This is a genomic window from Sphingopyxis lindanitolerans, assembly GCF_002993885.1.
Taxonomy (GTDB): domain Bacteria; phylum Pseudomonadota; class Alphaproteobacteria; order Sphingomonadales; family Sphingomonadaceae; genus Sphingopyxis; species Sphingopyxis lindanitolerans.
Genome location: NZ_CM009578.1, coordinates 3,723,264 through 3,746,579 on the forward strand (window position 1 = coordinate 3,723,264; position 23,316 = coordinate 3,746,579).

The window sequence follows — 23,316 nt, forward strand, 5'->3', positions numbered from 1 at the left end:
CGGCGTTGCTACCCACCCCCGACCCCTCCCGCTTGCGGGAGGGGAGAAGAGCGGCACCTCCCGGTCGAAAGCGCCCTTACCCAGGAGGGGCGCTATCGTCCCGTCAGCCCTCCAGCCACCCGGCGACATCGACCGCGACCTTGTTCGCGGCGCGGGTCAGCGCTTCGCCGACGGGCTTGGCCTCGATCTTGCCGGTGATCGGCTCGCGCACCTCGAAGCGGCGCTGGGTGATGGTCTTGCCGCCGGCCGCCACCAGCATCGCCTGATAGACGACGACCGCTTCGTTCGAGCGGGCGTCGACCCCGAAGTCCATGAGCTGCCCGGCGAGCTGCTCGCCCGGCGCGGTCAGATATTGGCCTTCGTCGAGGACGACGCGCGACGTGCGCGCGGCGACGGTTTCGGAAACGAGCCGCTGGAACAGGCGCTGCGGCGCCTCGACCCACTGGGCGTCCTTGACATAGGTGACGCTGGCGTCGTCCTGCTGCACCGGGATGCGCGGGGTGCGCAGTTTCTGCGGCGCGGTAGGGATCAGGATGGTCAGCGTCGCCGCGTCGCTGGCGGTGCGCGCGGCGCCGACGGCGGGCGCCGCGTCGGCGTCGAGGGTCAGCAGAAAGGGCGGGGTCTTGCCGCCGAGCCCGATACAGCCCGAAAGCGAGACAGCCATGAAGGCAGCGAGCAGGGGAGCGCGAAGGGTTCGCATCGTCGTCATCCTCATTTCTTGTAATCGGGAAGCTTGCTGCCGCCCAGCACCGCGCCGGCGCCCTGCTGGTCGAGCTTGTCGGTCAGGCTCGACAAGGAGGTCGAGGTGCGGCGCAGGTCGCGGATCAGCGCATTGGCTTCGGGAACGGTGGTGTCGCTGAAGGTCTTGAGCCCCGGCCGGGCGTCGGCGACCGCCGCCTCCAGCGTCTTCATCGATTCATTCGCCGATTGCAGCGTGTCGCGCAAATTCGCCATGGCGGGATCGACGTTGCGGTCGATGGTGCCCTGCGCCGAGGCGGCGAGATTGCCGATCTGTTCGGCGGCGTTGCCGGTTTGCTGGATCGCGATGCGCGAATCGGCGAGCGCTTTCTCGAGCGCCGGGCCATTGCGCGCCAGAATTGCGGTCGATGCCTCGACATTTTTGAGGATGCCCTTGATGCTCGCCTGATTTTCATCGTCGACCAACTCGGCGAGCCGTTCGGACAGCGTCGACAGGCGTTGCAGGAGCTGCGGCGCGGTGTTCAAAAGCTCACCCAGCCCGCCGACGCGGGTCGGGATGACGGGCTTGCCCGCCGGCCCCTTGTCGGTGATCGGCGGTGCGCCCTTGACCGCGCCGTCGAGCGAAATTTGCGAGACGCCGGTGAAGCCGACGCCTTCGAGCGCGGCGGTCGTTCCCTGGAGGATCGGCACGCCCTCATTCACTTCGATCCGCACGCGCACGAACTGCGGATCGTCGGGCCACAGCGCGATCTGGCGCACCTGTCCCGCGGGGACGCCCGAAAATTGCACCTGCGCGCCCTTGTTGAGGCCATCGACCGATTGTTTGAAGAAGACGTCATATTCGCGCTTCGTGCCGCCGCTGTCGTTCGCGAGCCAGACGACGAAGACCGCAAGCGCGGCCATGAAGAAAAGGACGAACGCGCCGACGAGCACATTGTTCGAGCGTGTTTCCATCAGCTTTTCCTATCCTGCCGCTCGGCGGCGATATTGCAGCCGGCGGCCGCGCGGCCGCGCGGCCCGTTGAAATAATCCTGTATCCACGGATGCTCGGTGGCAAGCAGTTCCGGGATGGTACCGATCGCGATCACCTTCTTCTCGGCCAGCACCGCGACCCGGTCGCAGGTGGCATAGAGCGAGTCGAGATCGTGGGTGATCAGGAAGACGGTGAGCCCCATCGTGTCGGCAAGCTCGCGGATCAGCTCGTCGAACTTGGCGGCGCCGATCGGGTCGAGCCCCGCGGTCGGCTCGTCGAGGAAGAGCAGCGCCGGATCGAGCGCAAGCGCGCGGGCCAGCCCGGCGCGCTTGACCATGCCGCCCGACAGCTCGGCCGGATATTTGGGGCCGGCATCGGGGGGCAGGCCGACCATCGACACTTTATAGGCCGCGATTTCATCGAGCAATTGCTGGTCGAGCCGCGGATAATATTCGCGCAGCGGCACCTGGATATTCTCCGCCACGCTCAGCGTAGAAAATAGCGCGCCGCCCTGGAACATCACCCCCCAGCGGCGGCGAAGGTCGCGCGATTCCTCGGCGTCGGTGATGGTGTCGAGCGTCTTGCCATACACCTCGATCTCGCCCGCGGTCGGGGTTTGCAGCCCGACGATCGAGCGCATCAGCACCGACTTGCCGGTGCCCGACCCGCCGACGACGCCCAATATCTCGCCCGAACGCACGTCGAGGTCGAGCCCGTCGTGGATGATGGCGTCGCCGAACTGGTTGCGCAGTCCGCGCACGTGGATCGCGTATTCGAACGTTTCGGGCCGCACCGCGTCGGCGGCGGCCAGCTCGTCCTTGATCTCGGCCGGGGTCTCCTCGTTCATCAATTCCATCCCAGCGATGAAAAGAAGACCGCGAAAAAGGCGTCGAGCACGATGACGAGGAAGATGGCGGCGACGACCGCCGAGGTCGTCCGCTTGCCGACTTCCTCGGCATTCTGGCGCACCTGCATGCCTTCGTAGCAGCCGGTGACGCCGATCAGGATGCCGAACACCGGCGCCTTGATCAGCATGATCCAGAAATCATGCATCGGGATGATCTCGCGCAGCCGCTGCACATAGGTGAGGGGGGGGATGTCGAGGCCGACCCAGCAGAAAACCCCGCCGCCGATGATCGCGCAGATGCTGGCGTAAAAGCCGAGCAGCGGCATGGTGATCGTCGAGGCGGCGACGCGCGGCAGCACGATGGCCTCCATCGGCGACACGCCGATCGTCCGCATCGCGTCGATTTCCTCGGTCAGCTTCATCGTGCCGATCTGCGCCGCAAAGGCCGAGCCCGATCGGCCCGCGACCATGATCGCGGTCATCAGCAGGCCCAACTCGCGGATCGAGGCGCGGCCGACGAGGTTGATCGTGAACACCTCCAGCCCGAATTGTTCGAGCTGCACCGCGCTCTGCTGCGCGATGACGACGCCGATCAGCACGCTCATCAGGCCGATGATGGGGAGGGCATCGACGCCGACGGTCTGGAAGCGGGTGACGACCGCGTGCCAGCGCAGCCGCCGCCGCGCGCGAATCTGGATGCCCAGCGCGACGATCATCGCGCCGAAGAAATCGACGATGCCGATCAGTTCGCGCCAGATCGCGACGCTCGCTTCGCCGACCTGTTCGAGCATGCGCTCGATCGCCGAGCGGCGGTCGCGGTGGACGCGATATTCGCTCTTGTCGTCCTTCAGCGCCTCGAGCAGCCGTTCGGCCTCGGGGCTCGCGCCGGTGACTTTCGCGCCATAGTCGTTGACGGTGCGGGTGACGATCCACGCCCCCACGGTGTCGATCCGTTCGACCCCCGACAGGTCGATCGAGGCGATGGGGCCAAGCTCGCCCAGCCTTGCGGGCAGGTCGCCAAGGCGCGCCAGCGTCAATCGGCCGGTGAAGCGAACCGCGACCCCATCGGCGCCGTCGCTGTAATCAAAATCGGCCCTCGCCACCATCTCGCGGGGGACATTGTCTTATTTGCCCTGGCACGGCAAGCAATTCCCGCCCTTGGCCGCGCCGCCGCGGCACCCTATTGTCGGCCCTATGGAAACGCCATCCGCCCCGCCCGCGACCGGCCCCGTTCACCGCGTGGCGATGTACGACATGGACCGGACGATAACGCGATCAGGGACTTACAGCGGGTTCTTGATCCATGTTGCAAGGCGGCGCCAGCCCTGGCGGTTGCTGCTGTTGCCGCTCGTCGGGCTTGCCGGGCTCGCTTATGCGCTGCGCCTCATCGACCGGACGCGGCTCAAGGCGATCAATTTGCGGCTGCTCGTCGGCAAGCGCTTTCGCCGCAGCGAGATCGCGCCGCTCGCCGAAAGCTATGCCGACAGGGTGGTCGCGCGCGGGCTGCACCCCGCGGCGCTCGACCAGATCGCCGCCGATCGCGCGGCGGGATACCGGCTGCTGCTCGCGACCGCGTCCTTCCACCTTTATGTCGATGCGATCGCGCGGCGGCTGGGCATCGACGATGTGCTGGCGACGCAGCTCGACGAACCCGATGGCGCCGATCATATCCACGCGCGGCTGGCGGGCGAGAATTGCTATGGCGAAGCGAAATTCGCGCGCATTTCGGATTGGCTCGCCGACAATGATATCACGCGCGAGGAGGCGCATATCCGCGCCTATTCGGACCATGTCTCCGACCATCCGATGCTGCATTTCGCCCATGAAGCCGTCGCCACCACGCCGTCGCGGAAGCTGAAGAAGCTGGCGCCCCGGATGGGCTGGCAGGTGGTCGATTGGCGGGGGAGGAGATAGCCGGCGATCATGTGTTCATCCGTCATCCCGGCGAAGGCCGGGATCTCGCCGGCGCGTCAATCCGATAGGGTGAGATCCCGGCCTTCGCCGGGATGACGATAAGAGCAATAATCGCAACCGGCCCACCGCATTGGCCGCGCCATGCTCAAACCGCCTCCAGCGCCTGCGCGAAATCGGCGATCAGATCGTCGGCATTCTCGATCCCGATCGACACGCGCACGAGGTTGTCGGTGATGCCGAGCGCCTTCTTGCGCTCGTCGGGGACCGACAGATGCGTCATCGCGGCGGGGTGACTGGCGAGCGTCTCGGTGCCGCCGAGGCTGACCGCGAGCTTGGCGATGCGGAGCGCGTCGAGGAAGCGGAAGCTCTCGGCCTCGCCGCCCCTGATGAACAGCGAAAAGGTCGATCCGGCGCCCGAGCAATGACGCTCGAAAATATCCTGCTGGCGCGGATCGGCGATGAAGCCGAGATAGCCCAGCCCCTCGACCTTCGGATGATCGCGCAGAAAGGTGCAGACCTTCAGCGCATTCTCGCCCGCGCGGGTCATGCGCAGTTCGAGCGTTTCGAGGCTGCGCAGCAGCATCCAGGCGGTGTTGGGGTCGCAGATCGTGCCGATCGTGTTGCGCATCGGCCGGATCGCGTCGATCAGCCTTTGCTCGCCCGACACCCCGCCCGCGACGAGGTCCGAATGACCGCCGGCATATTTGGTGAGGCTGTAGACGACGAGTTCGGCGCCCTGGTTGAGCGGTTGCTGCCAGAGCGGGCCGAGGAAAGTGTTGTCGATCGCGATCGCCGGCTTCGCCTCGCCGGGGAAAGCGGCGTCGCGCGCGCCGCGCACCGCCTCGACATCGACGAGCGCGTTGGTCGGGTTCGCCGGGCTTTCGAGATAGACGAGCGCCACCTTGCCGCCCTTTTCATCGGCGAGCGCCTTGGCACGGACAAGGACCGCGTCGATCTCCTCGCGCGTCGCGCCGGCGGGGAAATCGACGAAACCGACCCCGAAACGCGACAGGATGCGCGCGATCAGCGATTCGGTCGCGGCATAGAGCGGGCCCGAATGGACGACCACGTCATTCTGGCTGACCAGCGCGAGGAGCAGGGTGGCGATCGCCGACATGCCGCTCGAAAAGACGAGGCTGTCGTCGGCGCCGTCCCAGACCGCGAGCCGATCCTCGAGGATTTCCTGGTTCGGCCCGTTGAAGCGCGAATAGACGAGGCCATCGGCGGGCCCCTGCCTTTTGCCGGTGATATGCTCGAAGAAGCGCTTGCCCGCGGCGGCGCTTTCAAAGGCGAAGGTCGAGGTCAGAAAGATCGGCGGCTTCAGCGACCCTTCGGAGAGGACCGGATCATAGCCGAGCCCCATCATCAGCGTCGCGGGGCTGAGGTCGCGGTCGCCGATTTTCTTGCTGTTCCTTTTGGGGGTGCCGCGCATGGCCATGGGGGTGCTCCTGTGGGTGATTGGCGCTCGCTATAACAGTAGCGGTTTCGATTGTAACTAAATTGCGCGGGCCTTTTCTCCGCTTGTGCAAAGAGATTCGTCATTGCGAGGAGCGAAGCGACGAAGCAATCTCCAGCCGGCGCTCTTTCAGGACGATAGCTGGAGATTGCTTCCCCCGGCTTTCGCCGGGGTCGCAATGACGAAGGGCTTCATTCCGCCCGATCAATCCTCGACGATCAGGCTGCGGTTTTTGGTTTCGGGAAGCAGCAGCGTCGCGACCCCCGCCATCGCGATCACCGCGGCGACATAGAAATAGAACAGCCATTCGACCCCCTGGCCCTTGAGCCAGAGCGCGATCATCTCGGCCGTGCCGCCGAAGATCGCATTGCCGATCGCATAGGGCAGCGCGACGCCGAGCCCGCGGATATGCGCCGGGAACAGTTCGGCCTTCACCAGCGCATTGTTCGCGGTATAGCCGCTCTGCAAGGTCAGCGGGATCAGGATCAACAGCGTCGCGGTGACCGGCGAGGTCACGGTTTCGAGCGCGAAGAAGGTCGGCGCCGCGACGATCGCGCCGCCGATGCCGAAGAGAAGGAGCATCGGTTTGCGCCCGAAACGGTCGGCGAGGGCGCCGAAGACCGGCTGCATCGCCGCGAACCACAGCAGCGCCGCCGCGATGATCCAGGTCGCTGTCTGCTTGTCGAAACCGACGCTGTTGAACAGGAATTTCTGCATATAGGTAATATAGGTATAGGCGCCGAGCCCGCCGCCCGCCGACAGCATCGCGACGAGGATGGTTTCGCGCCGATGCTCGCGCCACAGCAGTTTCGCGGTCGAGACCGGCCGGTCGGCCGCCTGGTTTTCGAACGAGGGGGTTTCGGCGAGCCGGCGGCGCAGCACATAGACGCCGAGCGCGAGCAGCGCGCCGATGACGAAGGGGATGCGCCAGCCCCACGCGGTCAGTTCGGCCTCGGTCAGAAAGGCCTGCAGGATGATCGCGACGAAGATCGCGCAAAGCTGGCCGCCGATCAGCGTCAGATATTGAAAGCTGGCCCAGAAACCGCGATGCGCGCGCGGCGCCATTTCGGACAGATAGGTCGCGCTGGCGCCATATTCGCCGCCGAGCGACAGCCCTTGCAGGACGCGCGCCGCGATCAGCACCGCGGGGCCGAACAGCCCCGCCTGCGCATAGGTCGGCGCGCCGGCGATCATCAGCGAGCCGCCGAACATCAGCGCCACCGACAGCGTCAGCCCCGCCTTGCGCCCGCGCGCGTCGGCGAAGCGCCCCATCACCCACGCGCCGATCGGCCGCATGACGAAGCCGACGGCAAAGATCGTCGCGGTGCTCAACAGTTGCGCGGTCGGATCCTCCTTGGGAAAGAAGACCGGAGCGAAATAGATGGCGAAAGCGGCATAAGCGAACCAGTCATACCATTCGACCAGATTGCCCGCCGAGCCGCCGATGATCGACAGCAGGCGCTTGCGCGGTATCGCCAAGGCTTTCATTCCGTCCCCCAATTCTATCGGCCTTTACACGTCATCCCGGCGAAGGCCGGGATCTCACCCTATCGTTTTGACGCACCGGCGAGATCCCGGCTTTCGCCGGGATGACGAAGATTAGCTTGGTGGTTTGAACCCGATCACCGAAATCTGCCGCCCATAGCCGTTCTCGCCCCGATGGCACGCCCGGCGATAGCTGAAATAGGCCGCTTCTTCCGCATAGCTATCCTGCCCGCCGATCGCGACGGTGGTTACCCCCGCCGCGGCAAGGCGCGCGGCGACATAGGCGGCGATGTCGAACATCGCGTGCCCCGGCCTGGCGGCCGCGAAGAAATGTTCGTTCGCGGGATCATCGGCAAGGAAGCGGGCGACGAAGCCGTCATCGACTTCGTAGGAGGCGCGGGCGATACACGGGCCGATCGCGGCGACGATGCTCTTGCGATCGGCGCCCAAGCTTTCCATCGCGTCGAGCGTCGCGTCGGTGACCCCCGCGATCGCGCCCTTCCACCCGGCGTGGGCCGCGCCGACGACGCCCGCTTTCGCATCGGCGAACAGCACGGGCACGCAGTCGGCGGTAAGGATGCCGAGCAGGACGCCGGGGGTGCGCGTCGCGAGCGCGTCGGCCTCGGGCCGCGCGGCGAGGTCGCTTGCCGCGTCGACGATGACGCAGCGGTTTCCATGCACCTGATAAAGGCCGGTCAGCGCGGCTCCGGGCAGTATCGCCGCGGCGGCGCGGCGGCGGTTCTCGGCGATCAGCGCCGGATCGTCGCCCGAGCCGAGCCCGCAATCGAGAGACGCGAGGTCGCCGCTCGACACGCCGCCGCGGCGGCCGAAGAAGCCGTGCGGCACGCCCGCGAGCGGTGCGGCGGTGGCGAAGGGCGGGGTCACAGGTCGAGCCTCCAGATACGGTCCTCGTCGATATGATTGCCGACGCGAAACGGGTTGCGGCCGATATCGACGAAATCATAGCGGCGGTAAAAGGCCTGCGCGCGCGGATTTTCGGTAAAGACCGACAGATAGAGGATCGCGGCGCGCGCCCGTGCCCAGGCGATCCCCCATTCCATCAAAGCCGCCGCGACGCCGGTGCCCTTTGCTTCGGGGGCGACATAGAGCTGGTGGAGTTCGGTCGCCTTGTCGGTGGGGTGTCCCGCGGGGACCGCGAAATCGATCGGCCCGAGCTTGACGAAGCCAAGGATCGCACCGTCGTCGCCCCGGATCAGCGCGATCGTCCATTCGGGGTCGGCGATCTGCGCGGCGATGCGCGCGGGCGGGTTCCAGTCGGCGAGGAAGGTCGCAAGGTCGGCGGGGTCATAGATATGCCCGAAGGTGTGGGTGAAGGCGGTTTCGGCGAAGCGCGACACGTCGTCGGCCTCTTCGATCTTTGCAAGCTGGACATGGGTCATGCGGGGACTCCTGAAAATGGTCCGGTTCGCGGTAGATCCAATAGGCTTCCCCGCAATGCCAAGCTGTTCCCCCGCGAAGGCGGGGGCCCATCACCCGCCGTTTCCTCCTGTCGCAAGGCGCATTGGGAACGATAGGCCCGGTGATGGACCCCCGCCTTCGCGGGGGAACAGGGCTGGGCGGGGCTATTCATGGCTTGCACCTTCCGCGTCGGCGAAGCCGGCGGGCTGCGGCCAGCCGGGGGCGGTGGCGGCGATCAGCTTGAACAGGTCGCCCATCGCATCGGCGGTGACGAGCCGGTCGCGCTGGCCTTTCAGTTCGTCGGCGCGGTCGGGCGCGGCGGCCACCAGCGCCTTCAGCCGCGCGTCGATGCCGAGCCGCCGCAGCCAGTCGCCTTGTGTCGCAAGAGGGCTCACCGTCAAGCCCGCGGGCCGCGCCGCCCCGGCCAGCGCCGTGAAATCGACATGCGCGGTCAGGTCGGCCTCGCCGGGGTCGGTGAAGGCGTCGGCGAAGCGATGCGCCCTGACCGCTTGCAGCGTGTCGCCCGCGGCGGGCCCGGCATAGCCATAGTCGATCGCCAGCATCGCGCCGCCCTGCCGCGCCAGGCGGAAAGCACAGCGCTGCATGATCGCCGCCGCGACCGGCGCGGTTTCGACGATCGTGCCTTCGGGGCGGCGATGCAGGGCAGGGGGGACGGCCTCGTCGGCCGAAACCGTGCCGGCCACCGGCACCAGCTTGCCGCCCTGCCGCTCGACCATCCGCTCGCGCCAGCCCGCGGTCGTGCGGACATATTGGTGGATCGGCAGCGCGTCGAAAAATTCGTTCGCGACGATGACCAACGGCGCGTCGTCGGGAAGGGCGTCGACCTCGTCATGGTGCGCCGCTTCGGGCAGCCGCGCCGACTGCGCGGCGCGCAGGGTCGGGCTCGTCTCGACCAGATGGATGCCCAGCGGCGCGCAGCCGAAGCGCGACGCCGCGCGCAGCGCGTCGGCGGCGAGCGTGCCGCGGCCGGGGCCAAGCTCGACATAGCGAAAGGGCGGTGCCCCCGCGCGGCTCCACAGGTCGGCGATCCAGACGCCGATCAGCTCGCCGAACATCTGGCTGATCTCGGGCGCCGTGGTGAAATCGCCCGCCGCGCCGAGCGGGTCGCGCGTCGCGTAATAATGGGTGTTTGCCCACGCCATATAGTCGGCGATCGTCGTCGGCCGCGCGGCGGCGATGTCGTGGATCAGGTGTTCGGGGATCAGCCGCTCGGGGGTCGGTGGGCCGTCACGCAACGCTGTCCGTCCCCGCGATCGGCTCGACGCGCTGGCGCCGCCGCTTCGCGGTGGCGACGAGCCAGACGCCGATCAGGATCATCGGCACCGTCAGCCATTGGCCCATCGACAGGCCGGTCATGTCGACGACCCACTGGCGCTGGCTGTCGGGTTCGCGCACATATTCGACCAGAAAGCGGCTGAAACCATAAAGGATCGCGGCGAGTCCGAACAGGAAGCCCGGCTTGTAGCGCGCGTCGGTGCGCCAGAAGAAGAAGGCGAGCACCGCCATCATGAGAATCCCTTCGAGCCCGGCTTCGTACAACTGGCTCGGGTGGCGCGGCAGGGCGTCCGCGCGCGGAAAGATGATCGCCCACGGCACCGTCGTCGCGCGGCCCCACAATTCGCCGTTCACGAAATTGGCGAGGCGGCCGAGGAACAGCCCGATCGGGACGACGCAGGCGACATAGTCGCAAAAGCGCAGGAAGCTGAGCTTTTCCTGGCGCGTCACATACCAGATGGCGATCAGCACGCCGATCACCCCGCCGTGCAGCGACATGCCGCCGTCCCACAGGCGAAAGATGTCGAGCGGCTTTTGCGAATAAAATTCGAAATTATAGAAAAGGACATAGCCGAGCCGGCCGCCGAGGATGATGCCGAGCATCGCATAGAAGATCATGTCGTCGGCATGGCGCCGCGCCATCGGGGCGCCGGGCTGCGCGATCAGCTTGAGCAGATAGCCGTAACCGAGGAAGATGCCCGCGAGATAGGCAAGCGCATACCAGCGGATTGGCAGGCCGAAGACGCTGAACGCGACCTCGCTATGCTCTCCCATCAAATCCTGGAAGTTCACATATTGCGTCGCTTCGGTTAAGGTTGCAAAAAGAAACATAAAGTCGCGCTGTCCTTCCCCAGGAGAGGCCTTCCCCATAGGGGGTAAGGCGAGCGAGACCAAGAGGAGAGATGCCCCATGCCTTCCGCGCTCGATCTGCGCCTGGAAACCGCCTATAATCTGATCACCGGCCCCGGTGGCCCGATCGAGGTCGGTTCCGTCGAACGCTTTGGCCGTCCACTGCCCTTCATCACCAATGCGCCGACGAATCTGGCCGACTATGTCGCCTATTTCTGCACGCTGCATGGCGATGCGACCTTCCTGGTCGAAGGCGACGAGCGGCTGAGCTTTGCCCAGGTCCACGCCGGCGCGCGCAAGGTCGCGGCGGCGCTGATCGACGGCCATGGCGTGCAGCGCGGCGACCGCGTGGCGATCGCGATGCGCAACGCCAACGCCTGGTGCGTCACCTATCTCGGCGTCCTGCTCGCGGGCGGCTGCGCGACCCTGCTCAACGGCTGGTGGCAGGGCGCCGAACTGGCGGCGGGGATCGAGGATGCCGAGGCGACTTTGGTCATTGCCGACCTCCCGCGCGCCGCGCGGCTGGGCGAACCCGGCGTCAAACATGGCGCAAAGCTCATCGCGCTCGACATCGCGCAGCCACTGGACGCCGCGCTGGCGCCGATCACCGACGCGGGCGGCGGCGCCGATACCGCGCTGCCGGTGCTGACCGGGCAGGATCTGGCCACCATCCTCTTCACCTCGGGCTCGACCGGCCAGTCGAAGGGCGCCTATTCGCGGCACGAGGCGGTGGTGCAGGCGATCTTCAACTATGTGACGCAGACCGCCAGCATCGTCCATCTGCTGACCGAGGACGGGCTGATGTCGGACGCCCAGCCCGCGACGCTGATCTGCACGCCGCTGTTCCATGTCACCGCCGAAATCCCGGTGTTCCTGCAAAGCCTCGCGATCGGGCGCAAGCTCGTCCTGATGCCCAAATGGAGCGCCGACGAGGCGATGCGGCTGATCCAGGATGAAAAGGTCAATTATTTCGTCGGCGTGCCGCTGATGAGCTATGAAATCCTCATCAGCCCGAACCGCAAGATCTACGACCTGTCGACGTGCAAAAGCTATGCCGGCGGCGGCGCGCCGCGTCCGCCCGAGCATGTCCGCCGCCTCGCGACCGAGATGGGCGACGGCAAGCCGCTGCTCGGCTATGGCCTGACCGAGACCAACGCCGTCGGCTGCGGCATCATCAACGAAAATTATCTCGAAAAGCCGCTGTCGACCGGCCCGGCGTCGAAGCCGCTCGTCGATCTCGCGATCCTCGACGACAATGGGGCCGAACTGCCGCAGGGCGGCGTCGGCGAGGTGTGCATCCGCTCGGTCTGCAATTTCGAGGGCTATTGGAACAACCCCGAAGCGACGAAAGCGGCGATCTTCGACAATGGCTATTTCCGCTCGGGCGACCTTGGCTATGTCGATGCCGACGGCTATTTGTTCATCGTCGACCGCAAGAAGGACATCATCATCCGCGGCGGCGAGAATATCAGCTGCCAGGAAGTCGAGGCCGCGATCTACGAGCATCCCGAAACCAATGAATGCGCGGTCTTCGGCCTGCCCGACGAGCGGCTGGGCGAGGTCGTCGGCGCGGTGATCTGGATGCAGCCGGGGTCCAGCGTCACCGCCGAGGACATGACCGCCTTCCTCGGCCAGCGGCTCGCACCCTACAAGGTGCCGCTGCGGACCTGGATGTCGAACGACGCGCTGCCCAAGCTCGGCAGCGAAAAGATCGACAAAGTGTCGCTGCGCGCCCGCTATCGCGAACAATATGCGGTGGAGGTCGTCGCTTAAAGGCGGTTCTCCTTGCTTGAAAATCCTGTTCCCCCGCCTTCGCGGGGACACGCTGGTGTTTGAATGCGCTGCGCATTGATTATGAACGCGATCCCGCTATCCTGAGCGGGCAGGGGCACAAAAGATCATGAGGTCGCGCCCATGTCCATTCTCCGTCCCTTCCTTTCGCGCGTCGTCCGCCGCGGGCGGTTGACCGTCGTCGATCCCGACGGCGGGGTCGAGCATTTCGGCGAGCCCGCGCCGGGTTTCCCCCAGGTCGCGGTGCGCTTCACCACCCGCCGCGCGATGCGCCGCGTCATCCTCGACCCGCGTCTTGGCGCGGCCGAGGCGTTCATGGACGGCGAGATGGTGCTGACCGACGGAGATATCATGGCGCTGATCGGCCTTCTGCGCCTGAACACGCCCTGGGACCGCGGTGTCGAGCTTCGCGACAAGACGTGGCTCGGTCGGCGGATCGAGGGGGTGCGGACGCGGCTCGGTTCGATCAACCGCCGCCGCCGCGCGCGCGCCAACGTCCACCATCATTACGACATCGGCAACGACCTCTACCGCCTCTTCCTCGACGCCGACCTGCAATATAGCTGCGCTTACTGGCCGCGCGCGGGCCTGACTCTCGACGAGGCGCAGGCGGCGAAGAAGGCGCATATCGCGGCGAAGCTCGCGTTGAAGCCGGGCCAGCGGGTGCTCGACATCGGCTGCGGCTGGGGCGGGATGGCGATCACCCTCGCAAAGCTCGAACAGGTCGAGGTGCTGGGGATCACCCTGTCGGACGAGCAACTCGCGCTCGCGCGCCAGCGCGCGGCGGCGGCGGGGGTCGCCGACCGCGTCCGTTTCGAGCTGATCGATTATCGCGACCTCGCCGCGCGTGAACCGGGGCGGTTCGACCGCATCGTCTCGGTCGGCATGTTCGAGCACGTCGGCGCGCCGAATTACGAAACCTTTTTTCGTGCCTGCGCCAACTTGCTCAGCGCCGATGGCGTGATGCTGCTCCACACGATCGGCCGCTTCGGGGGGCCGGGGGCGACCGACGCCTTCACGCGCAAATATATCTTCCCCGGCGGCTATATCCCCGCGCTCAGCGAGACGCTGGCGGCGAGCGAAAAGAGCCGGATGATCGTCACCGATGTCGAGACGCTGCGGCTGCATTATGCGCTGACGCTGCGCCAATGGTATGCGCGCACGCTGGCGCACGAGGCGGAGATCGCCCAGATGATGGGCGAGCGCTTCTTTCGCATGTGGACCTTCTACCTCGCCGGCGCGACCTCGGCGTTCGAGAGCGGCGGGATGGGCAATTATCAGATCCAGTTCGCGCGCAGCCGCCACGCGCTGCCGCTGACGCGCGGCTATATGGCGGCGGCCGAAGCGGCCTATCGCGACACCGTCTGAAGGCCGGAATCCCGGTGCGAAAGGCTAGGTTGGAATCTCTTGGGCCAAAGAGCTATGAGCCGACCGGGGGCCATCCCCTCTTTAGAAATATTGCGGGATCGCACCATGACCAATTCGCCCCTGTCGCAGGGTATCGCGCCTTTCCGGGCCATCGAGATCAGCCACCTCGCCCGCAAATTGCGCGCGGAGGGGCGTTCGGTGATCCATATGGAGTTCGGCCAGCCCTCCGACGGCGCGCCCGCGGGCGCGGTCGCGGCGGCGCGCGCGGCGCTGGACGAACCCGACATGGGCTATTGGGAAAGCGTGCCGCTGCGCCAGCGCATCGCGCGCCATTATGCCGATCAATATGGCGTCGATCTCGATCCGCAGCGGATTTTGCTGACCTGCGGCGCCTCGCCCGCGCTCGTACTGGCGCTGCTGACCGGCTTCGCGGCGGGCAGCCGCGTGATGACCGCGCGGCCCGGCTATGTCGCCTATCGCAATTCGCTGCGCGCGTTGCAGATGGAGCCGGTCGAGGTCGAATGCGGGGCGCCCGACCGCTTCCAGATCCACGCGCGCCATATCCGCGAGGCCGATCCCGCGCCCGATGGGCTGATCGTCGCGAGCCCCGCCAATCCCACCGGGACAATCATTCCGCCCGCCGAACTCGCCGACCTCGCCGCGGCGTGCCGCGAGCGCGGCGTCCGCATCATCTCCGACGAAATCTATCACCGGCTAAGCTATGGCGCCGAAACCCACAGTATGCTGCAATATGACCCCGACGCCTTCGTCATCAACAGCTTCTCCAAATATTATGGAATGCCCGGCTGGCGGCTGGGCTGGATCGTCTGCCCGCCCGATCTGGTCGCCGAAGCCCGCGCGCGGCTCGGCAATCTGTTCCTGTCGCCGCCCGCGCTCAGCCAGCAGGCGGCGCTCGCGGCCTTCGACTGCGAGGAGGAACTCGACGCGCGCGTCGCCATGTATCGCCGCAACCGCCAGTTGCTGATCGAGTGTCTCGGCAGGCTCGGCATCACCGACATCGCCCCGTCGGACGGCGCTTTCTATGTCTATGCCTCGATCGCGCATCTGACCGACGACAGCCTGGCCCTGTGCAAAAAGTTGCTGGAAGACACCGGCGTCGCCACCGCGCCGGGGCTCGATTTCGACCCCGAGCGCGGCGCGCGCTTCATCCGTTTCAGCTACGCCGTGACCACCGACATGGCGCGCGAGGCCTGCGCGCGGCTGGAAGCGTGGTTCGGGAACAATGCTTGGGAATTGCGGAGTTAAGTGCACTGTCACCGTATCCACTCTTGACAGGCGCTTGAGTGGCAAGCTGCAGAGTGCATTCTATGGGCGTTTCAACCGGAAGATTATCGACGGGGTACATCGTCTTCCTATGCCCGTGAACTGTCCCGTGAGGAGTGGAGGGAATGAGCGAAGGTGAAGTTGCGCAAGACACCCATCCGGCGGATCAGCTTGGCGCGATAAGAACTGCCGTTAATCAGCTGCGCGGCGGGGAATTGTCGGACCGGAACTATGAAATGATTCTTTCGGCAGCTGAAACTCTCTTTAACCTGGCTTCGACGGGCCGGGCCGGCTGTTCTGCGGCGGAAGCCAATGTGGCGCGATGGACTGGCGGTCATGTTGTGAAAAGCTATGACGCGGGATATGATGTCGTTGCCCGCTCGGGCGCAAAGCTTGAGGTGAAGTTCAGCAAGCTGAACCAGCCGAACAGGGGGCGAGACAGTTTCCGCTGGAACTGGACGAACATCCTCGGGAACGTCGCTGCCTTGCGGAAGGATTATGGTTATCTGATCTTGGTGGGGCAAAAGGATCACCGGTTCGAAAGCGACTATCCGCTGGTCGACGGCGAGTTCGTGGTTTTCGCGATCCATCGCGACGAGATCGAAGGCGATCCGCTTGCCCTGAGATTGTCACCAGCCTCTCGGGGAACGATCGCCCTGTCGACACACCCCAATATTGCGCACACGCGGAATTTTGCTGAACGCTTTGCCGTTTCGGCATCGCAATTGGCTTCCCTTTGAACAGATAAGCGGGATTACGGGATTACGGTGACAGTGCACTAAATTGACAGCGAACCGACCGAAATCTCACCCCTGTAGGCGGGGACCGAAAACGCGGGAGTTAAGCGCACTGTCACCATAATCCGTAATCCTGTCACCGTAATCCGTAATTCCACCGTGATTCATAAAGGCCGTCAGCGCAGCAGTTCGCTCACCAGCGAGGGCTTTTTCGCAATCATGGCGAGCAGCACCTGAGCAGGGCCGCTGGGGTGTCTGCGGCCATGCTCCCAGTTGAGCAGCGTGCCCTTGGCGACGCCGATGCTGCGCGCGAACGCGCCCTGCGACAGACCCGTGCTGGCCCGGATCGCGGCGACATCGACGCTGGGCACCTCGATCCGGTGAACGCGCGCGCCGATATCCTTGCCCTGGGCATGGTCCAGCGCCTCGTTCAATCCCTGCATGATGCTTTCATAAGCGCTCATCTGTGGTCTCCATAGGTTGCGACCAGGGCCTTGGCCAAGGCGACGACCGCCGCCTGTTCGGTCCTGGTCAGGTTATCCTTCTCGTTCTTGGCGAACATGGTGACGAGGAAGATCGGCATATGAGGGCCGCCGAACACATGGATGGTCCGGTAGCCGCCGCTCTTGCCGCCGCCTTCGCGGGGGATGCGGACCTTGCGCAGTCCACCGCCCAGCGAGACGCCCGCCTCCGGGTTGGCCGCGATATAATCCACCAGCGCCACCCGCTCGTCGTCGGTCATGATCGCCTTGGCGCGTCGCAGAAACTCCGGCAGCTCGACGATGGTCTGCAAGGTGGTCATGCGCTCTAATTATACGCCATTGACGCATACGTCAATGGCGTATAACGGTTGTCCTTGAACCGCACCCGCCGATCGGGTCACATCGCCCCATGATCGCGACGCAATTGCAGTGACGGTTTACTTTGGCGATTATATGGATTGCAGACAGCTTCGCCTCCTGTCTCTCGGCGGCGATGGCCTCGCTGTTTCAGGGGCCATGGCCTGCCCTCGAAGTAATCGCGGCGATACACGGAAGCTCGGGCCATGGATGCTGAAACGAGTTCGGCATGACGAAGCGGTGGGACGTCGGCGCGATCTGGAAACCGTCCGTGCGTTTGCGAACGACATGATCGCCGTTGCGTCGCCCCGATCGGCGAGTTGGCCTCAAAACCGCTGTCCTACAAAATCGGACTGCGCTAGCCTCCATCTTATGTCGTGGTCCGTGCCCTCCACTTCCGCTTCCGCTTAAAGCCACAAAGGACACAGTTTCGATGCGTGCATGCGGGGCTTTTGTGTCCTTAAGCGCCACTGCCGATATGGAACGGGCATCCGAAAATGCGAATCGCGCGTGAAGTTGCGCGCTTTTCCGTCCCTTTTTCCGATCAGGCCGTTGCGCCGCGCGGGCTGGCCTGCTAGCCGCGCCCGCGTCGTCTCCCGCCAGAAGGTGTCCCCATGTCCGAGTCCATCAAGCGCGTCGTCCTTGCCTATTCGGGGGGGCTCGACACCAGCGTCATCCTGAAATGGTTGCAGGTGACCTATGGCTGCGAAGTCGTGACCTTCACCGCCGACCTGGGGCAGGGCGAGGAACTGGCGCCGGCGCGCGCCAAGGCCGAGCTGATGGGGATCAAGCCCGAACATATCTATATCGACGATGTCCGCGAGGAATTCGTCCGCGATTTCGTCTTTCCGATGATGCGCGCCAATGCGCGTTACGAGGGCGATTATCTGCTCGGCACCTCGATCGCGCGGCCGCTGATTTCCAAACGGCTGGTCGAGATTGCGAAGGAAACCGGCGCCGACGCGGTCGCGCATGGGGCGACGGGCAAGGGCAATGACCAGGTGCGGTTTGAGCTGTCCTGCTATGCGCTGAACCCCGACATCAAGGTGATCGCGCCGTGGCGCGAATGGGATCTGACCAGCCGCACCGCGCTGATCGATTTCGCCGAGAAGAACCAGATTCCGGTGCCCAAGGACAAACGCGGCGAAAGCCCGTTCAGCACCGACGCCAACCTCCTCCACACCTCGTCCGAAGGCAAGGTGCTCGAGGATCCCTGGGAAGAGACCCCCGATTATGTCTATTCGCGCACGGTGAACCCCGAGGATGCGCCCGACACGCCCGAATATATCACCATCGATTTCGAGCGTGGCGACGGCGTCGCGCTCAACGGGCAAGCGATGTCGCCCGCGACGTTGCTCGCGGCGCTTAACGATCTCGGCCGCAAGCATGGCATCGGCCGCCTCGACCTCGTCGAAAACCGTTTCGTCGGCATGAAGTCGCGCGGCATGTACGAGACGCCGGGCGGCGAAATCTATGCGCGTGCGCACCGTGGCATCGAATCGATCACGCTCGACCGCGGCGCGGCGCACCTCAAGGACGAGCTGATGCCGAAATATGCCGAGCTGATCTATAACGGCTTCTGGTTCGCGCCCGAGCGCGAGATGCTTCAGGCGGCGATCGACCACAGCCAGGAAAAAGTGTCGGGCACGGTGCGTTTGAAGCTCTACAAGGGCAACGTCGGCGTCGTCGGCCGCAAGTCGCCGAACAGCCTCTACAGCGAGCGCCATGTGACGTTCGAGGATGACGCCGGCGCCTATGATCAGAAGGATGCGGCGGGCTTTATCAAGCTCAACGCGCTGCGCCTCAAGCTGCTCGCCAAGCGCGACCGCTGAACCCGAGAGGGGGGGCGCCCGCTCTGGATCGCCGCTCGCAAGGGCGATTCGAGAGTTTGGACGCACCCCTTCGCTACCCGATTGGCGATCGGGCCGCACGCTGTTATAAGACTCCGGGGGGCTGCCGACGACAGAGAGGTTGGTGGCGAATGTCCGACGACGCGCCGGTCGATCCTTCGCTTTATGAATGGCAGCCTTGTTCGCTGCTCTTTCCGCGCATCGCGAAGTTGATGACGCGCGATGGAATTCACACACGACTGATCATTCCGGGATATTATTTCGTCCGCCGGTCGCGGACCTATGGCTGGTGGATATATCGCCACCATCACGACGACGACGACGATTGATATTTGGGGGTGGCGTGCGCGCCGGACAGGCGCCAGAACGGATGACCTGACCGGTTTTTGCCGAAGGGGACATCGTTCGTGCGTTCTTTCGATTTCTCTTCGTGGCAGAGCATCGGCGCCACCTTGCTGGGGCTGGCGCTCTTCACTCTGATCGGTGTCGGCATCCGCCTGATGGTGATGATGACGATCCAGCAGCGCCGCGAGCGGATCAACCGCCAGATCAACGAGCGGTTGCGCACGCTGATGGCGGCCTACAAGACGCTCGGCGGGTCGTTCACCGGCAATCTGATGGTCGATCCGCGCCACCTGCGCGATCTTCGCCGCGGCGAAGCGGCAAGCGGGGAGATTGTCGGCTACCCGGCGGCCGGAGCCGCGGGCGGCGATTCGGATCGGCCGCGCCGGATTCGCGACGCGGTCGAGGCGGCGCTGTCGGACATCATCCTGCTCGGCACCGCCGATCAGGTTCGCCTCGCCAGCCGCGCCGCGCGCGAACTGGTCGAGGGACGTCCCGTCCATGTCCACGACCTGGTCGTCGCACTGCGCGATTTCATCCGTGAAGCGCTCGATCTCGACCCGGTGCCGCCCGATATGGCGATCCCGCTGCAGGGGCCGACGCGGCCGTCGAGCGGCGGAAAAGGCGGCGGTTCGGGTCGCGGCGGCGAAAGCGGCGGCGGGGGAGGGCGCGGCGGCGGCAGTGGCGGCGGCATGGGGGGCGGTATGGGCATGGCCGGCGGGCTTGGCGTCGTCGGCGGCGCCAGTCTGGCGCATGGCGCGGCGGGCGATGACGATGCCGACGATCCGGCCGGACTGCCAAAGAATTAATGCGTTAGCGCGGCGCGCCAAGCTGCGCTAAGGGGCGGCTCGATGACCGCTTCGCGCTTTTTCTCGGACAATGCCGCCGCCGTGCATCCCGCCGTGATGGAGGCGCTCGCGGCGGCCAATCATGTCGATACCGCTTATGACGGCGACGCGCTCAGCCAGTCGCTCGACGCCGCCTTCTCGGAACTGTTCGAGACCGACTGCGAAGTCGTCTGGATCGCGACCGGCACCGCCGCGAACAGCATCATCCTCGCGCATTTCGTGCGGCCGTGGCAGGGCATCCTCTGTTATGAGGAAGCGCATATCGAAGTCGATGAATGCGGCGCGCCGACCTTTTATTCGGGCGGCGCCAAGCTGATGACGGTGCCGGGCACGGGTGCGAAGATCGACGCCGCGGCGCTGAAGGCCCGGATCGCCGGCATCCGCAACGACGTCCACCAGGTGCAGCCCGCCGCGATCAGCATCACCAACGCCACCGAATATGGCCTCGCCTGGCGCGCCGGGGAGATCGGCGCGATCAGCGAGATCGCCCGCGCCAGCGGCATGAAGCTCCATATGGATGGCGCGCGCTTCGCCAATGCGGTCGCCTTCCTCGGCTGCGCGCCCGCCGACGTGACGTGGCGCGCCGGGGTCGACGCGCTGTCCTTTGGCTTCACCAAAAATGGTGCGATGATGGCCGAGGCGCTCGTCTTTTTCGGTGGCAGCGGCGGGCCGGGGGTGCGCGAACTCAAGAAACGCGGCGGCCATCTGCTCAGCAAGGGGCGCTTCGTCGCGGCGCAGGTGCGCGCGATGCTGAAGGACGATCTGTGGCTCGCCAACGCGCGCGCCGCCAATGCCGGCGCGGCGGTGCTGGCGGCGGCCTGTGGCGACCGGCTGATGTATCCGGTCGAGGCGAATGAGCTGTTCGTCCGCCTGAGCGGCGATGAGGCGGCGGCGCTGCGCGCGCGGGGATATGATTTCTATGACTGGGGTGAGGGCGCCGCGCGCCTCGTGACGAGCTGGGACCAGGACGTCGCGGCGGTCGCCCCGCTCGCGGCCGCCATCGCGGCGCTATGAGCGCCAAGATCGGCGCGCAGCCAGCGTCGCTGCTCAGCCCGCGCGTCCTCATCCCTTTCGCGCTCGTCACGCTGATCTGGGGATCGACCTGGATCGTCATCAAGGGACAGCTCGGTATCGTGCCGCCGAGTTGGTCGGTCACCTATCGCTTTTCGGTCGCGGCGGCGGCGATGTTCGCCTTTGCCGCGATCCGGCGCGAACGCCTGTGGCTCGAACCGCGTGCGATGGCCTTTGCGATGCTGCTCGGGATCGCGCAGTTCACCTTCAATTTCAATTTCGTCTATCGCGCCGAACAACATATCACCTCGGGGCTCGTCGCGGTGCTGTTCGCGCTGCTGATCGTTCCCAACACGCTGCTCGGGCGCCTGTTCCTGAAATCGCCGCTCGAACGACGCTTCCTTGCCGGAGCGGGGATCGCGATCGTCGGCGTCGGGCTGATGATCCTTCACGAATATCGCGCTGCGGCGCTCGGCGCGGGTGAGGTTCTGCTCGGCACCGCACTGACGCTCGCGGGGGTGATGAGCGCGTCGACCGCCAATGTGATGCAGGGAACCGCGATCGCCCGCGCGCAATCGATGGTCGTCATGATCGCCTGGGCGATGCTGTTCGGCGTGGTCGCCGATGGCAGCTATGCCTGGATCACGACGGGCCCGCCTGTCGTCGAGACGACTCCCGTCTATTTCGGCGGCGTACTCTATCTTGGCATCATCGCCAGCGCGGTCACCTTTCCGCTCTATTTCAACGTCATCCGCGCGGTGGGGCCGGGGCAGGCGGCGTGGTCGAGCGTGCTGATCCCGATCATCGCGATGGGCTTTTCGACCGCGTTCGAGGATTATCACTGGGCGCCGCTGTCGATCGCGGGCGGCGCGATGGCGCTTGTCGGCTTGGTGATCGCGGTAGCGAAGCGGCCCGAACGGCCGTCGGTCAGCGGCAATATGGTGTCGGTGCCGGTCGAGGATTAGGCGCCTACCTATCCCGCGCTGATCCGCTCGATATCGGCGCCGACCGCCTGCAATTTTTCCTCAAGCCGCTCGTAACCGCGGTCGAGGTGATAGACGCGGTTGACCTCGGTCTGCCCCTCGGCGGCGAGGCCGGCGATGATCAGGCTCATGGAGGCGCGCAGGTCGGTCGCCATCACCGGCGCACCGATCAGCTTGTCAACGCCGCGCACCACCGCGCTGCGGCCACGGACATCGATGTCGCAGCCCATGCGCGCCAGTTCGGGGACGTGCATGTAGCGGTTTTCGAAGATCGTCTCGGTAAACAGCGAGGCGCCGGTGCCGAGCGTCGCCATCGCCATGAACTGCGCCTGCATGTCGGTCGCAAAGCCGGGGTAGGGGGCGGTCGACAGGGTGACGGGCTGCGCGCGGCCCGACATGGCGACGCGGATGCCGGCCTTGGTCGCCTCGACCGTCGCGCCGGCTTCGCGCAGCGCGGCGAGCGTCGCCTCCATCTCGTCGGCCTTGGCGCCGACCAGCTCGACATCGCCTTCGGTGATGACCGCGGCGCAGGCGTAGCTGCCCGCCTCGATCCGATCGGCCATCACGCGATAGGTTGCGCCGTGCAGGCGATCGACGCCCTCGATCGTCAGCGTCTCGCTGCCGATGCCGTCGATCTCGGCCCCCATGGCGACGAGGCAGTTGCACAGGTCGACGATCTCGGGCTCGCGTGCGGCATTTTCGAGGACGCAACTGCCCTTGGCGAGAACGGCGGCCATGACGGCATTTTCGGTCGCGCCGACCGACACGACCGGAAAGGTGAACTTGCCGCCCGCAAGCCGTCCACCGGGGGCGCTGGCCTTGACATAGCCCGAGGCGAGCTCGATCTCGGCGCCCATGGCTTCGAGCGCTTTGAGGTGAAGGTCGATCGGGCGGTTGCCGATCGCGCAGCCGCCGGGCAAGCTGACCGTCGCTTCGCCCGCGCGCGCGAGCAGTGGGCCGAGGACAAGGATCGACGCGCGCATCTTGCGCACGATGTCATAGGGGGCGACGGTCGAGGTCAGCGTCGTCGTGCGCGCGGTCATCACGCGCCCGAAATCCTCGGGCCGCGATCCCTCGATCGTCGTCGAGCAGCCGAGCTGGTTGAGCAGATGGCCAAAGCCATCGACGTCGGCGAGCCGTGGCAGGTTGCGCAAAGTCAGCGGCTCGTCGGTGAGCAGCGCGCACGGCAATAGCGTGAGCGCTGCATTTTTGGCGCCGGAGATGGGGATACGGCCCTTGAGTCGCTGGCCGCCGCGAATGACGATCTGATCCATCGGCTGTCCTTAGCGCATGGGTGGATGGGCGCAAGCGTGGGCGCGCGGCTT

General features: G+C 65.8%; 23 protein-coding genes. 10 read left to right on the plus strand and 13 right to left on the minus strand.

The window, feature by feature from the left end; all coding sequences use genetic code 11:
- Positions 1-103: 103 nt before the first annotated feature.
- From CVO77_RS17600 to CVO77_RS17615, 4 genes are read right to left on the minus strand one after another with little or no spacing between them, the layout of a single operon-like run.
- On the minus strand, positions 104-700 hold the full coding sequence (locus CVO77_RS17600; RefSeq protein ID WP_242446005.1) for an ABC-type transport auxiliary lipoprotein family protein: 597 nt from the start codon (positions 698-700) through the stop codon (positions 104-106).
- A gap of 11 nt (positions 701-711) precedes the next feature.
- The gene (locus CVO77_RS17605; RefSeq protein WP_106000172.1) at positions 712-1,653 is read right to left on the minus strand and encodes an MlaD family protein; all 942 of its coding nucleotides are present in this window, start codon (positions 1,651-1,653) and stop codon (positions 712-714) included.
- Positions 1,653-2,519: an ABC transporter ATP-binding protein gene (locus tag CVO77_RS17610; RefSeq protein ID WP_106000173.1), complete on the minus strand. Its 867-nt coding sequence runs from the start codon at positions 2,517-2,519 to the stop codon at positions 1,653-1,655. The genes CVO77_RS17605 and CVO77_RS17610 overlap by 1 nt, the downstream gene beginning before the upstream one ends.
- Positions 2,519-3,625 (minus strand): ABC transporter permease, encoded by a 1,107-nt coding sequence (locus tag CVO77_RS17615; protein ID WP_106000174.1) that lies wholly within the window; start codon positions 3,623-3,625, stop codon positions 2,519-2,521. Before CVO77_RS17615 ends, CVO77_RS17610 begins: the two co-directional genes overlap by 1 nt.
- 88 nt (positions 3,626-3,713) lie before the next feature.
- Here CVO77_RS17615 and CVO77_RS17620 point away from each other — a divergent pair, with 88 nt between their 5' ends.
- Positions 3,714-4,433, plus strand: a complete 720-nt coding sequence (locus CVO77_RS17620; RefSeq protein ID WP_106000175.1) for an HAD family hydrolase — start codon at positions 3,714-3,716, stop codon at positions 4,431-4,433.
- A 145-nt stretch (positions 4,434-4,578) separates the two neighbouring features.
- Here the strand turns inward: CVO77_RS17620 and CVO77_RS17625 are convergent, their stop codons facing one another.
- The 6 genes from CVO77_RS17625 to lgt form a co-directional block, all read right to left on the minus strand.
- A complete protein-coding gene (locus CVO77_RS17625; protein ID WP_106000176.1) occupies positions 4,579-5,871 on the minus strand; it encodes a cystathionine gamma-synthase family protein in 1,293 nt (430 codons plus the stop codon).
- A gap of 222 nt (positions 5,872-6,093) precedes the next feature.
- On the minus strand, positions 6,094-7,377 hold the full coding sequence (locus tag CVO77_RS17630) for an MFS transporter (protein ID WP_106000177.1): 1,284 nt from the start codon (positions 7,375-7,377) through the stop codon (positions 6,094-6,096).
- 111 nt (positions 7,378-7,488) lie between these two features.
- Positions 7,489-8,259 (minus strand): peptidoglycan editing factor PgeF, encoded by a 771-nt coding sequence (pgeF, locus tag CVO77_RS17635; RefSeq protein ID WP_106000178.1) that lies wholly within the window; start codon positions 8,257-8,259, stop codon positions 7,489-7,491.
- Positions 8,256-8,774 carry a GNAT family N-acetyltransferase gene (locus CVO77_RS17640; RefSeq protein WP_106000179.1) on the minus strand — a complete coding sequence of 173 codons (519 nt, stop codon included), beginning with the start codon at positions 8,772-8,774 and terminating at the stop codon, positions 8,256-8,258. Before CVO77_RS17640 ends, pgeF begins: the two co-directional genes overlap by 4 nt.
- Positions 8,775-8,957: 183 nt before the next feature.
- On the minus strand, positions 8,958-10,049 hold the full coding sequence (locus tag CVO77_RS17645; protein WP_420822519.1) for a class I SAM-dependent methyltransferase: 1,092 nt from the start codon (positions 10,047-10,049) through the stop codon (positions 8,958-8,960).
- Positions 10,042-10,920: a prolipoprotein diacylglyceryl transferase gene (gene lgt / locus CVO77_RS17650; protein ID WP_106000180.1), complete on the minus strand. Its 879-nt coding sequence runs from the start codon at positions 10,918-10,920 to the stop codon at positions 10,042-10,044. Before lgt ends, CVO77_RS17645 begins: the two co-directional genes overlap by 8 nt.
- Before the next feature lie 78 nt (positions 10,921-10,998).
- Between lgt and CVO77_RS17655 the strand changes: the two genes are divergently transcribed.
- The 4 genes from CVO77_RS17655 (at position 10,999) to CVO77_RS21080 (ending at position 16,121) form a co-directional block, all read left to right on the plus strand.
- Positions 10,999-12,711 (plus strand): class I adenylate-forming enzyme family protein, encoded by a 1,713-nt coding sequence (locus tag CVO77_RS17655; RefSeq protein WP_106000181.1) that lies wholly within the window; start codon positions 10,999-11,001, stop codon positions 12,709-12,711.
- 141 nt (positions 12,712-12,852) lie between these two features.
- Positions 12,853-14,097 (plus strand): SAM-dependent methyltransferase, encoded by a 1,245-nt coding sequence (locus tag CVO77_RS17660; protein ID WP_106000182.1) that lies wholly within the window; start codon positions 12,853-12,855, stop codon positions 14,095-14,097.
- 105 nt (positions 14,098-14,202) lie between these two features.
- Positions 14,203-15,363 carry a pyridoxal phosphate-dependent aminotransferase gene (locus CVO77_RS17665; RefSeq protein WP_420822520.1) on the plus strand — a complete coding sequence of 387 codons (1,161 nt, stop codon included), beginning with the start codon at positions 14,203-14,205 and terminating at the stop codon, positions 15,361-15,363.
- Between the two features lie 143 nt (positions 15,364-15,506).
- A complete protein-coding gene (locus CVO77_RS21080; protein ID WP_146130900.1) occupies positions 15,507-16,121 on the plus strand; it encodes a hypothetical protein in 615 nt (204 codons plus the stop codon).
- A 173-nt stretch (positions 16,122-16,294) separates the two neighbouring features.
- Here the strand turns inward: CVO77_RS21080 and CVO77_RS17675 are convergent, their stop codons facing one another.
- Together CVO77_RS17675 and CVO77_RS17680 are read right to left on the minus strand one after the other, a co-directional pair.
- Entirely contained in the window at positions 16,295-16,582 is a 288-nt protein-coding gene (locus tag CVO77_RS17675) for a helix-turn-helix domain-containing protein (RefSeq protein ID WP_106000184.1), read from the minus strand.
- Positions 16,579-16,920 carry a type II toxin-antitoxin system RelE/ParE family toxin gene (locus CVO77_RS17680; protein ID WP_106000185.1) on the minus strand — a complete coding sequence of 114 codons (342 nt, stop codon included), beginning with the start codon at positions 16,918-16,920 and terminating at the stop codon, positions 16,579-16,581. Before CVO77_RS17680 ends, CVO77_RS17675 begins: the two co-directional genes overlap by 4 nt.
- Before the next feature lie 651 nt (positions 16,921-17,571).
- On the opposite strand from CVO77_RS17680, the gene CVO77_RS17685 reads away from it, so the two are divergent.
- The 5 genes from CVO77_RS17685 to CVO77_RS17705 all read left to right on the plus strand — a co-directional run bounded on the left by CVO77_RS17685 (position 17,572) and on the right by CVO77_RS17705 (position 21,973).
- Positions 17,572-18,789, plus strand: coding sequence for an argininosuccinate synthase (locus CVO77_RS17685; RefSeq protein ID WP_106000186.1), 1,218 nt, complete (start codon positions 17,572-17,574; stop codon positions 18,787-18,789).
- A 149-nt stretch (positions 18,790-18,938) separates the two neighbouring features.
- Complete coding sequence (locus CVO77_RS17690; protein WP_106000187.1) at positions 18,939-19,136, plus strand: hypothetical protein; 198 nt, start codon at positions 18,939-18,941, stop codon at positions 19,134-19,136.
- Positions 19,137-19,214: 78 nt separating this feature from the next.
- Positions 19,215-19,958 (plus strand): hypothetical protein, encoded by a 744-nt coding sequence (locus CVO77_RS17695; RefSeq protein WP_106000188.1) that lies wholly within the window; start codon positions 19,215-19,217, stop codon positions 19,956-19,958.
- A 42-nt stretch (positions 19,959-20,000) separates the two neighbouring features.
- The gene (locus tag CVO77_RS17700) at positions 20,001-21,011 is read left to right on the plus strand and encodes a threonine aldolase family protein (protein WP_106000189.1); all 1,011 of its coding nucleotides are present in this window, start codon (positions 20,001-20,003) and stop codon (positions 21,009-21,011) included.
- The gene (locus CVO77_RS17705; RefSeq protein ID WP_106000190.1) at positions 21,008-21,973 is read left to right on the plus strand and encodes a DMT family transporter; all 966 of its coding nucleotides are present in this window, start codon (positions 21,008-21,010) and stop codon (positions 21,971-21,973) included. The genes CVO77_RS17700 and CVO77_RS17705 overlap by 4 nt, the downstream gene beginning before the upstream one ends.
- 8 nt (positions 21,974-21,981) lie before the next feature.
- Here the strand turns inward: CVO77_RS17705 and murA are convergent, their stop codons facing one another.
- Positions 21,982-23,265 carry a UDP-N-acetylglucosamine 1-carboxyvinyltransferase gene (murA, locus tag CVO77_RS17710; RefSeq protein WP_106000191.1) on the minus strand — a complete coding sequence of 428 codons (1,284 nt, stop codon included), beginning with the start codon at positions 23,263-23,265 and terminating at the stop codon, positions 21,982-21,984.
- Positions 23,266-23,316: the final 51 nt, after the last annotated feature.

What these genes read in the sequence shown, in the direction of transcription:
- CVO77_RS21080 (WP_146130900.1), top strand. Translation starts at nt 15,507, where the DNA reads ATGAGCGAAGGTGAAGTTGCGCAAGACACCCATCCGGCGGATCAGCTT.
- CVO77_RS17700 (WP_106000189.1), top strand. Translation starts at nt 20,001, where the DNA reads ATGACCGCTTCGCGCTTTTTCTCGGACAATGCCGCCGCCGTGCATCCC.
- CVO77_RS17600 (WP_242446005.1), bottom strand. Translation starts at nt 700, where the DNA reads ATGCGAACCCTTCGCGCTCCCCTGCTCGCTGCCTTCATGGCTGTCTCG.
- CVO77_RS17640 (WP_106000179.1), bottom strand. Translation starts at nt 8,774, where the DNA reads ATGACCCATGTCCAGCTTGCAAAGATCGAAGAGGCCGACGACGTGTCG.
- CVO77_RS17660 (WP_106000182.1), top strand. Translation starts at nt 12,853, where the DNA reads ATGTCCATTCTCCGTCCCTTCCTTTCGCGCGTCGTCCGCCGCGGGCGG.
- CVO77_RS17675 (WP_106000184.1), bottom strand. Translation starts at nt 16,582, where the DNA reads ATGAGCGCTTATGAAAGCATCATGCAGGGATTGAACGAGGCGCTGGAC.
- CVO77_RS17630 (WP_106000177.1), bottom strand. Translation starts at nt 7,377, where the DNA reads ATGAAAGCCTTGGCGATACCGCGCAAGCGCCTGCTGTCGATCATCGGC.
- CVO77_RS17615 (WP_106000174.1), bottom strand. Translation starts at nt 3,625, where the DNA reads ATGGTGGCGAGGGCCGATTTTGATTACAGCGACGGCGCCGATGGGGTC.
- CVO77_RS17665 (WP_420822520.1), top strand. Translation starts at nt 14,203, where the DNA reads ATGACCAATTCGCCCCTGTCGCAGGGTATCGCGCCTTTCCGGGCCATC.
- CVO77_RS17610 (WP_106000173.1), bottom strand. Translation starts at nt 2,519, where the DNA reads ATGAACGAGGAGACCCCGGCCGAGATCAAGGACGAGCTGGCCGCCGCC.
- CVO77_RS17620 (WP_106000175.1), top strand. Translation starts at nt 3,714, where the DNA reads ATGGAAACGCCATCCGCCCCGCCCGCGACCGGCCCCGTTCACCGCGTG.
- murA (WP_106000191.1), bottom strand. Translation starts at nt 23,265, where the DNA reads ATGGATCAGATCGTCATTCGCGGCGGCCAGCGACTCAAGGGCCGTATC.
- CVO77_RS17680 (WP_106000185.1), bottom strand. Translation starts at nt 16,920, where the DNA reads ATGACCACCTTGCAGACCATCGTCGAGCTGCCGGAGTTTCTGCGACGC.
- CVO77_RS17685 (WP_106000186.1), top strand. Translation starts at nt 17,572, where the DNA reads ATGTCCGAGTCCATCAAGCGCGTCGTCCTTGCCTATTCGGGGGGGCTC.
- CVO77_RS17705 (WP_106000190.1), top strand. Translation starts at nt 21,008, where the DNA reads ATGAGCGCCAAGATCGGCGCGCAGCCAGCGTCGCTGCTCAGCCCGCGC.
- CVO77_RS17605 (WP_106000172.1), bottom strand. Translation starts at nt 1,653, where the DNA reads ATGGAAACACGCTCGAACAATGTGCTCGTCGGCGCGTTCGTCCTTTTC.
- CVO77_RS17690 (WP_106000187.1), top strand. Translation starts at nt 18,939, where the DNA reads ATGTCCGACGACGCGCCGGTCGATCCTTCGCTTTATGAATGGCAGCCT.
- lgt (WP_106000180.1), bottom strand. Translation starts at nt 10,920, where the DNA reads ATGTTTCTTTTTGCAACCTTAACCGAAGCGACGCAATATGTGAACTTC.
- CVO77_RS17655 (WP_106000181.1), top strand. Translation starts at nt 10,999, where the DNA reads ATGCCTTCCGCGCTCGATCTGCGCCTGGAAACCGCCTATAATCTGATC.
- CVO77_RS17625 (WP_106000176.1), bottom strand. Translation starts at nt 5,871, where the DNA reads ATGGCCATGCGCGGCACCCCCAAAAGGAACAGCAAGAAAATCGGCGAC.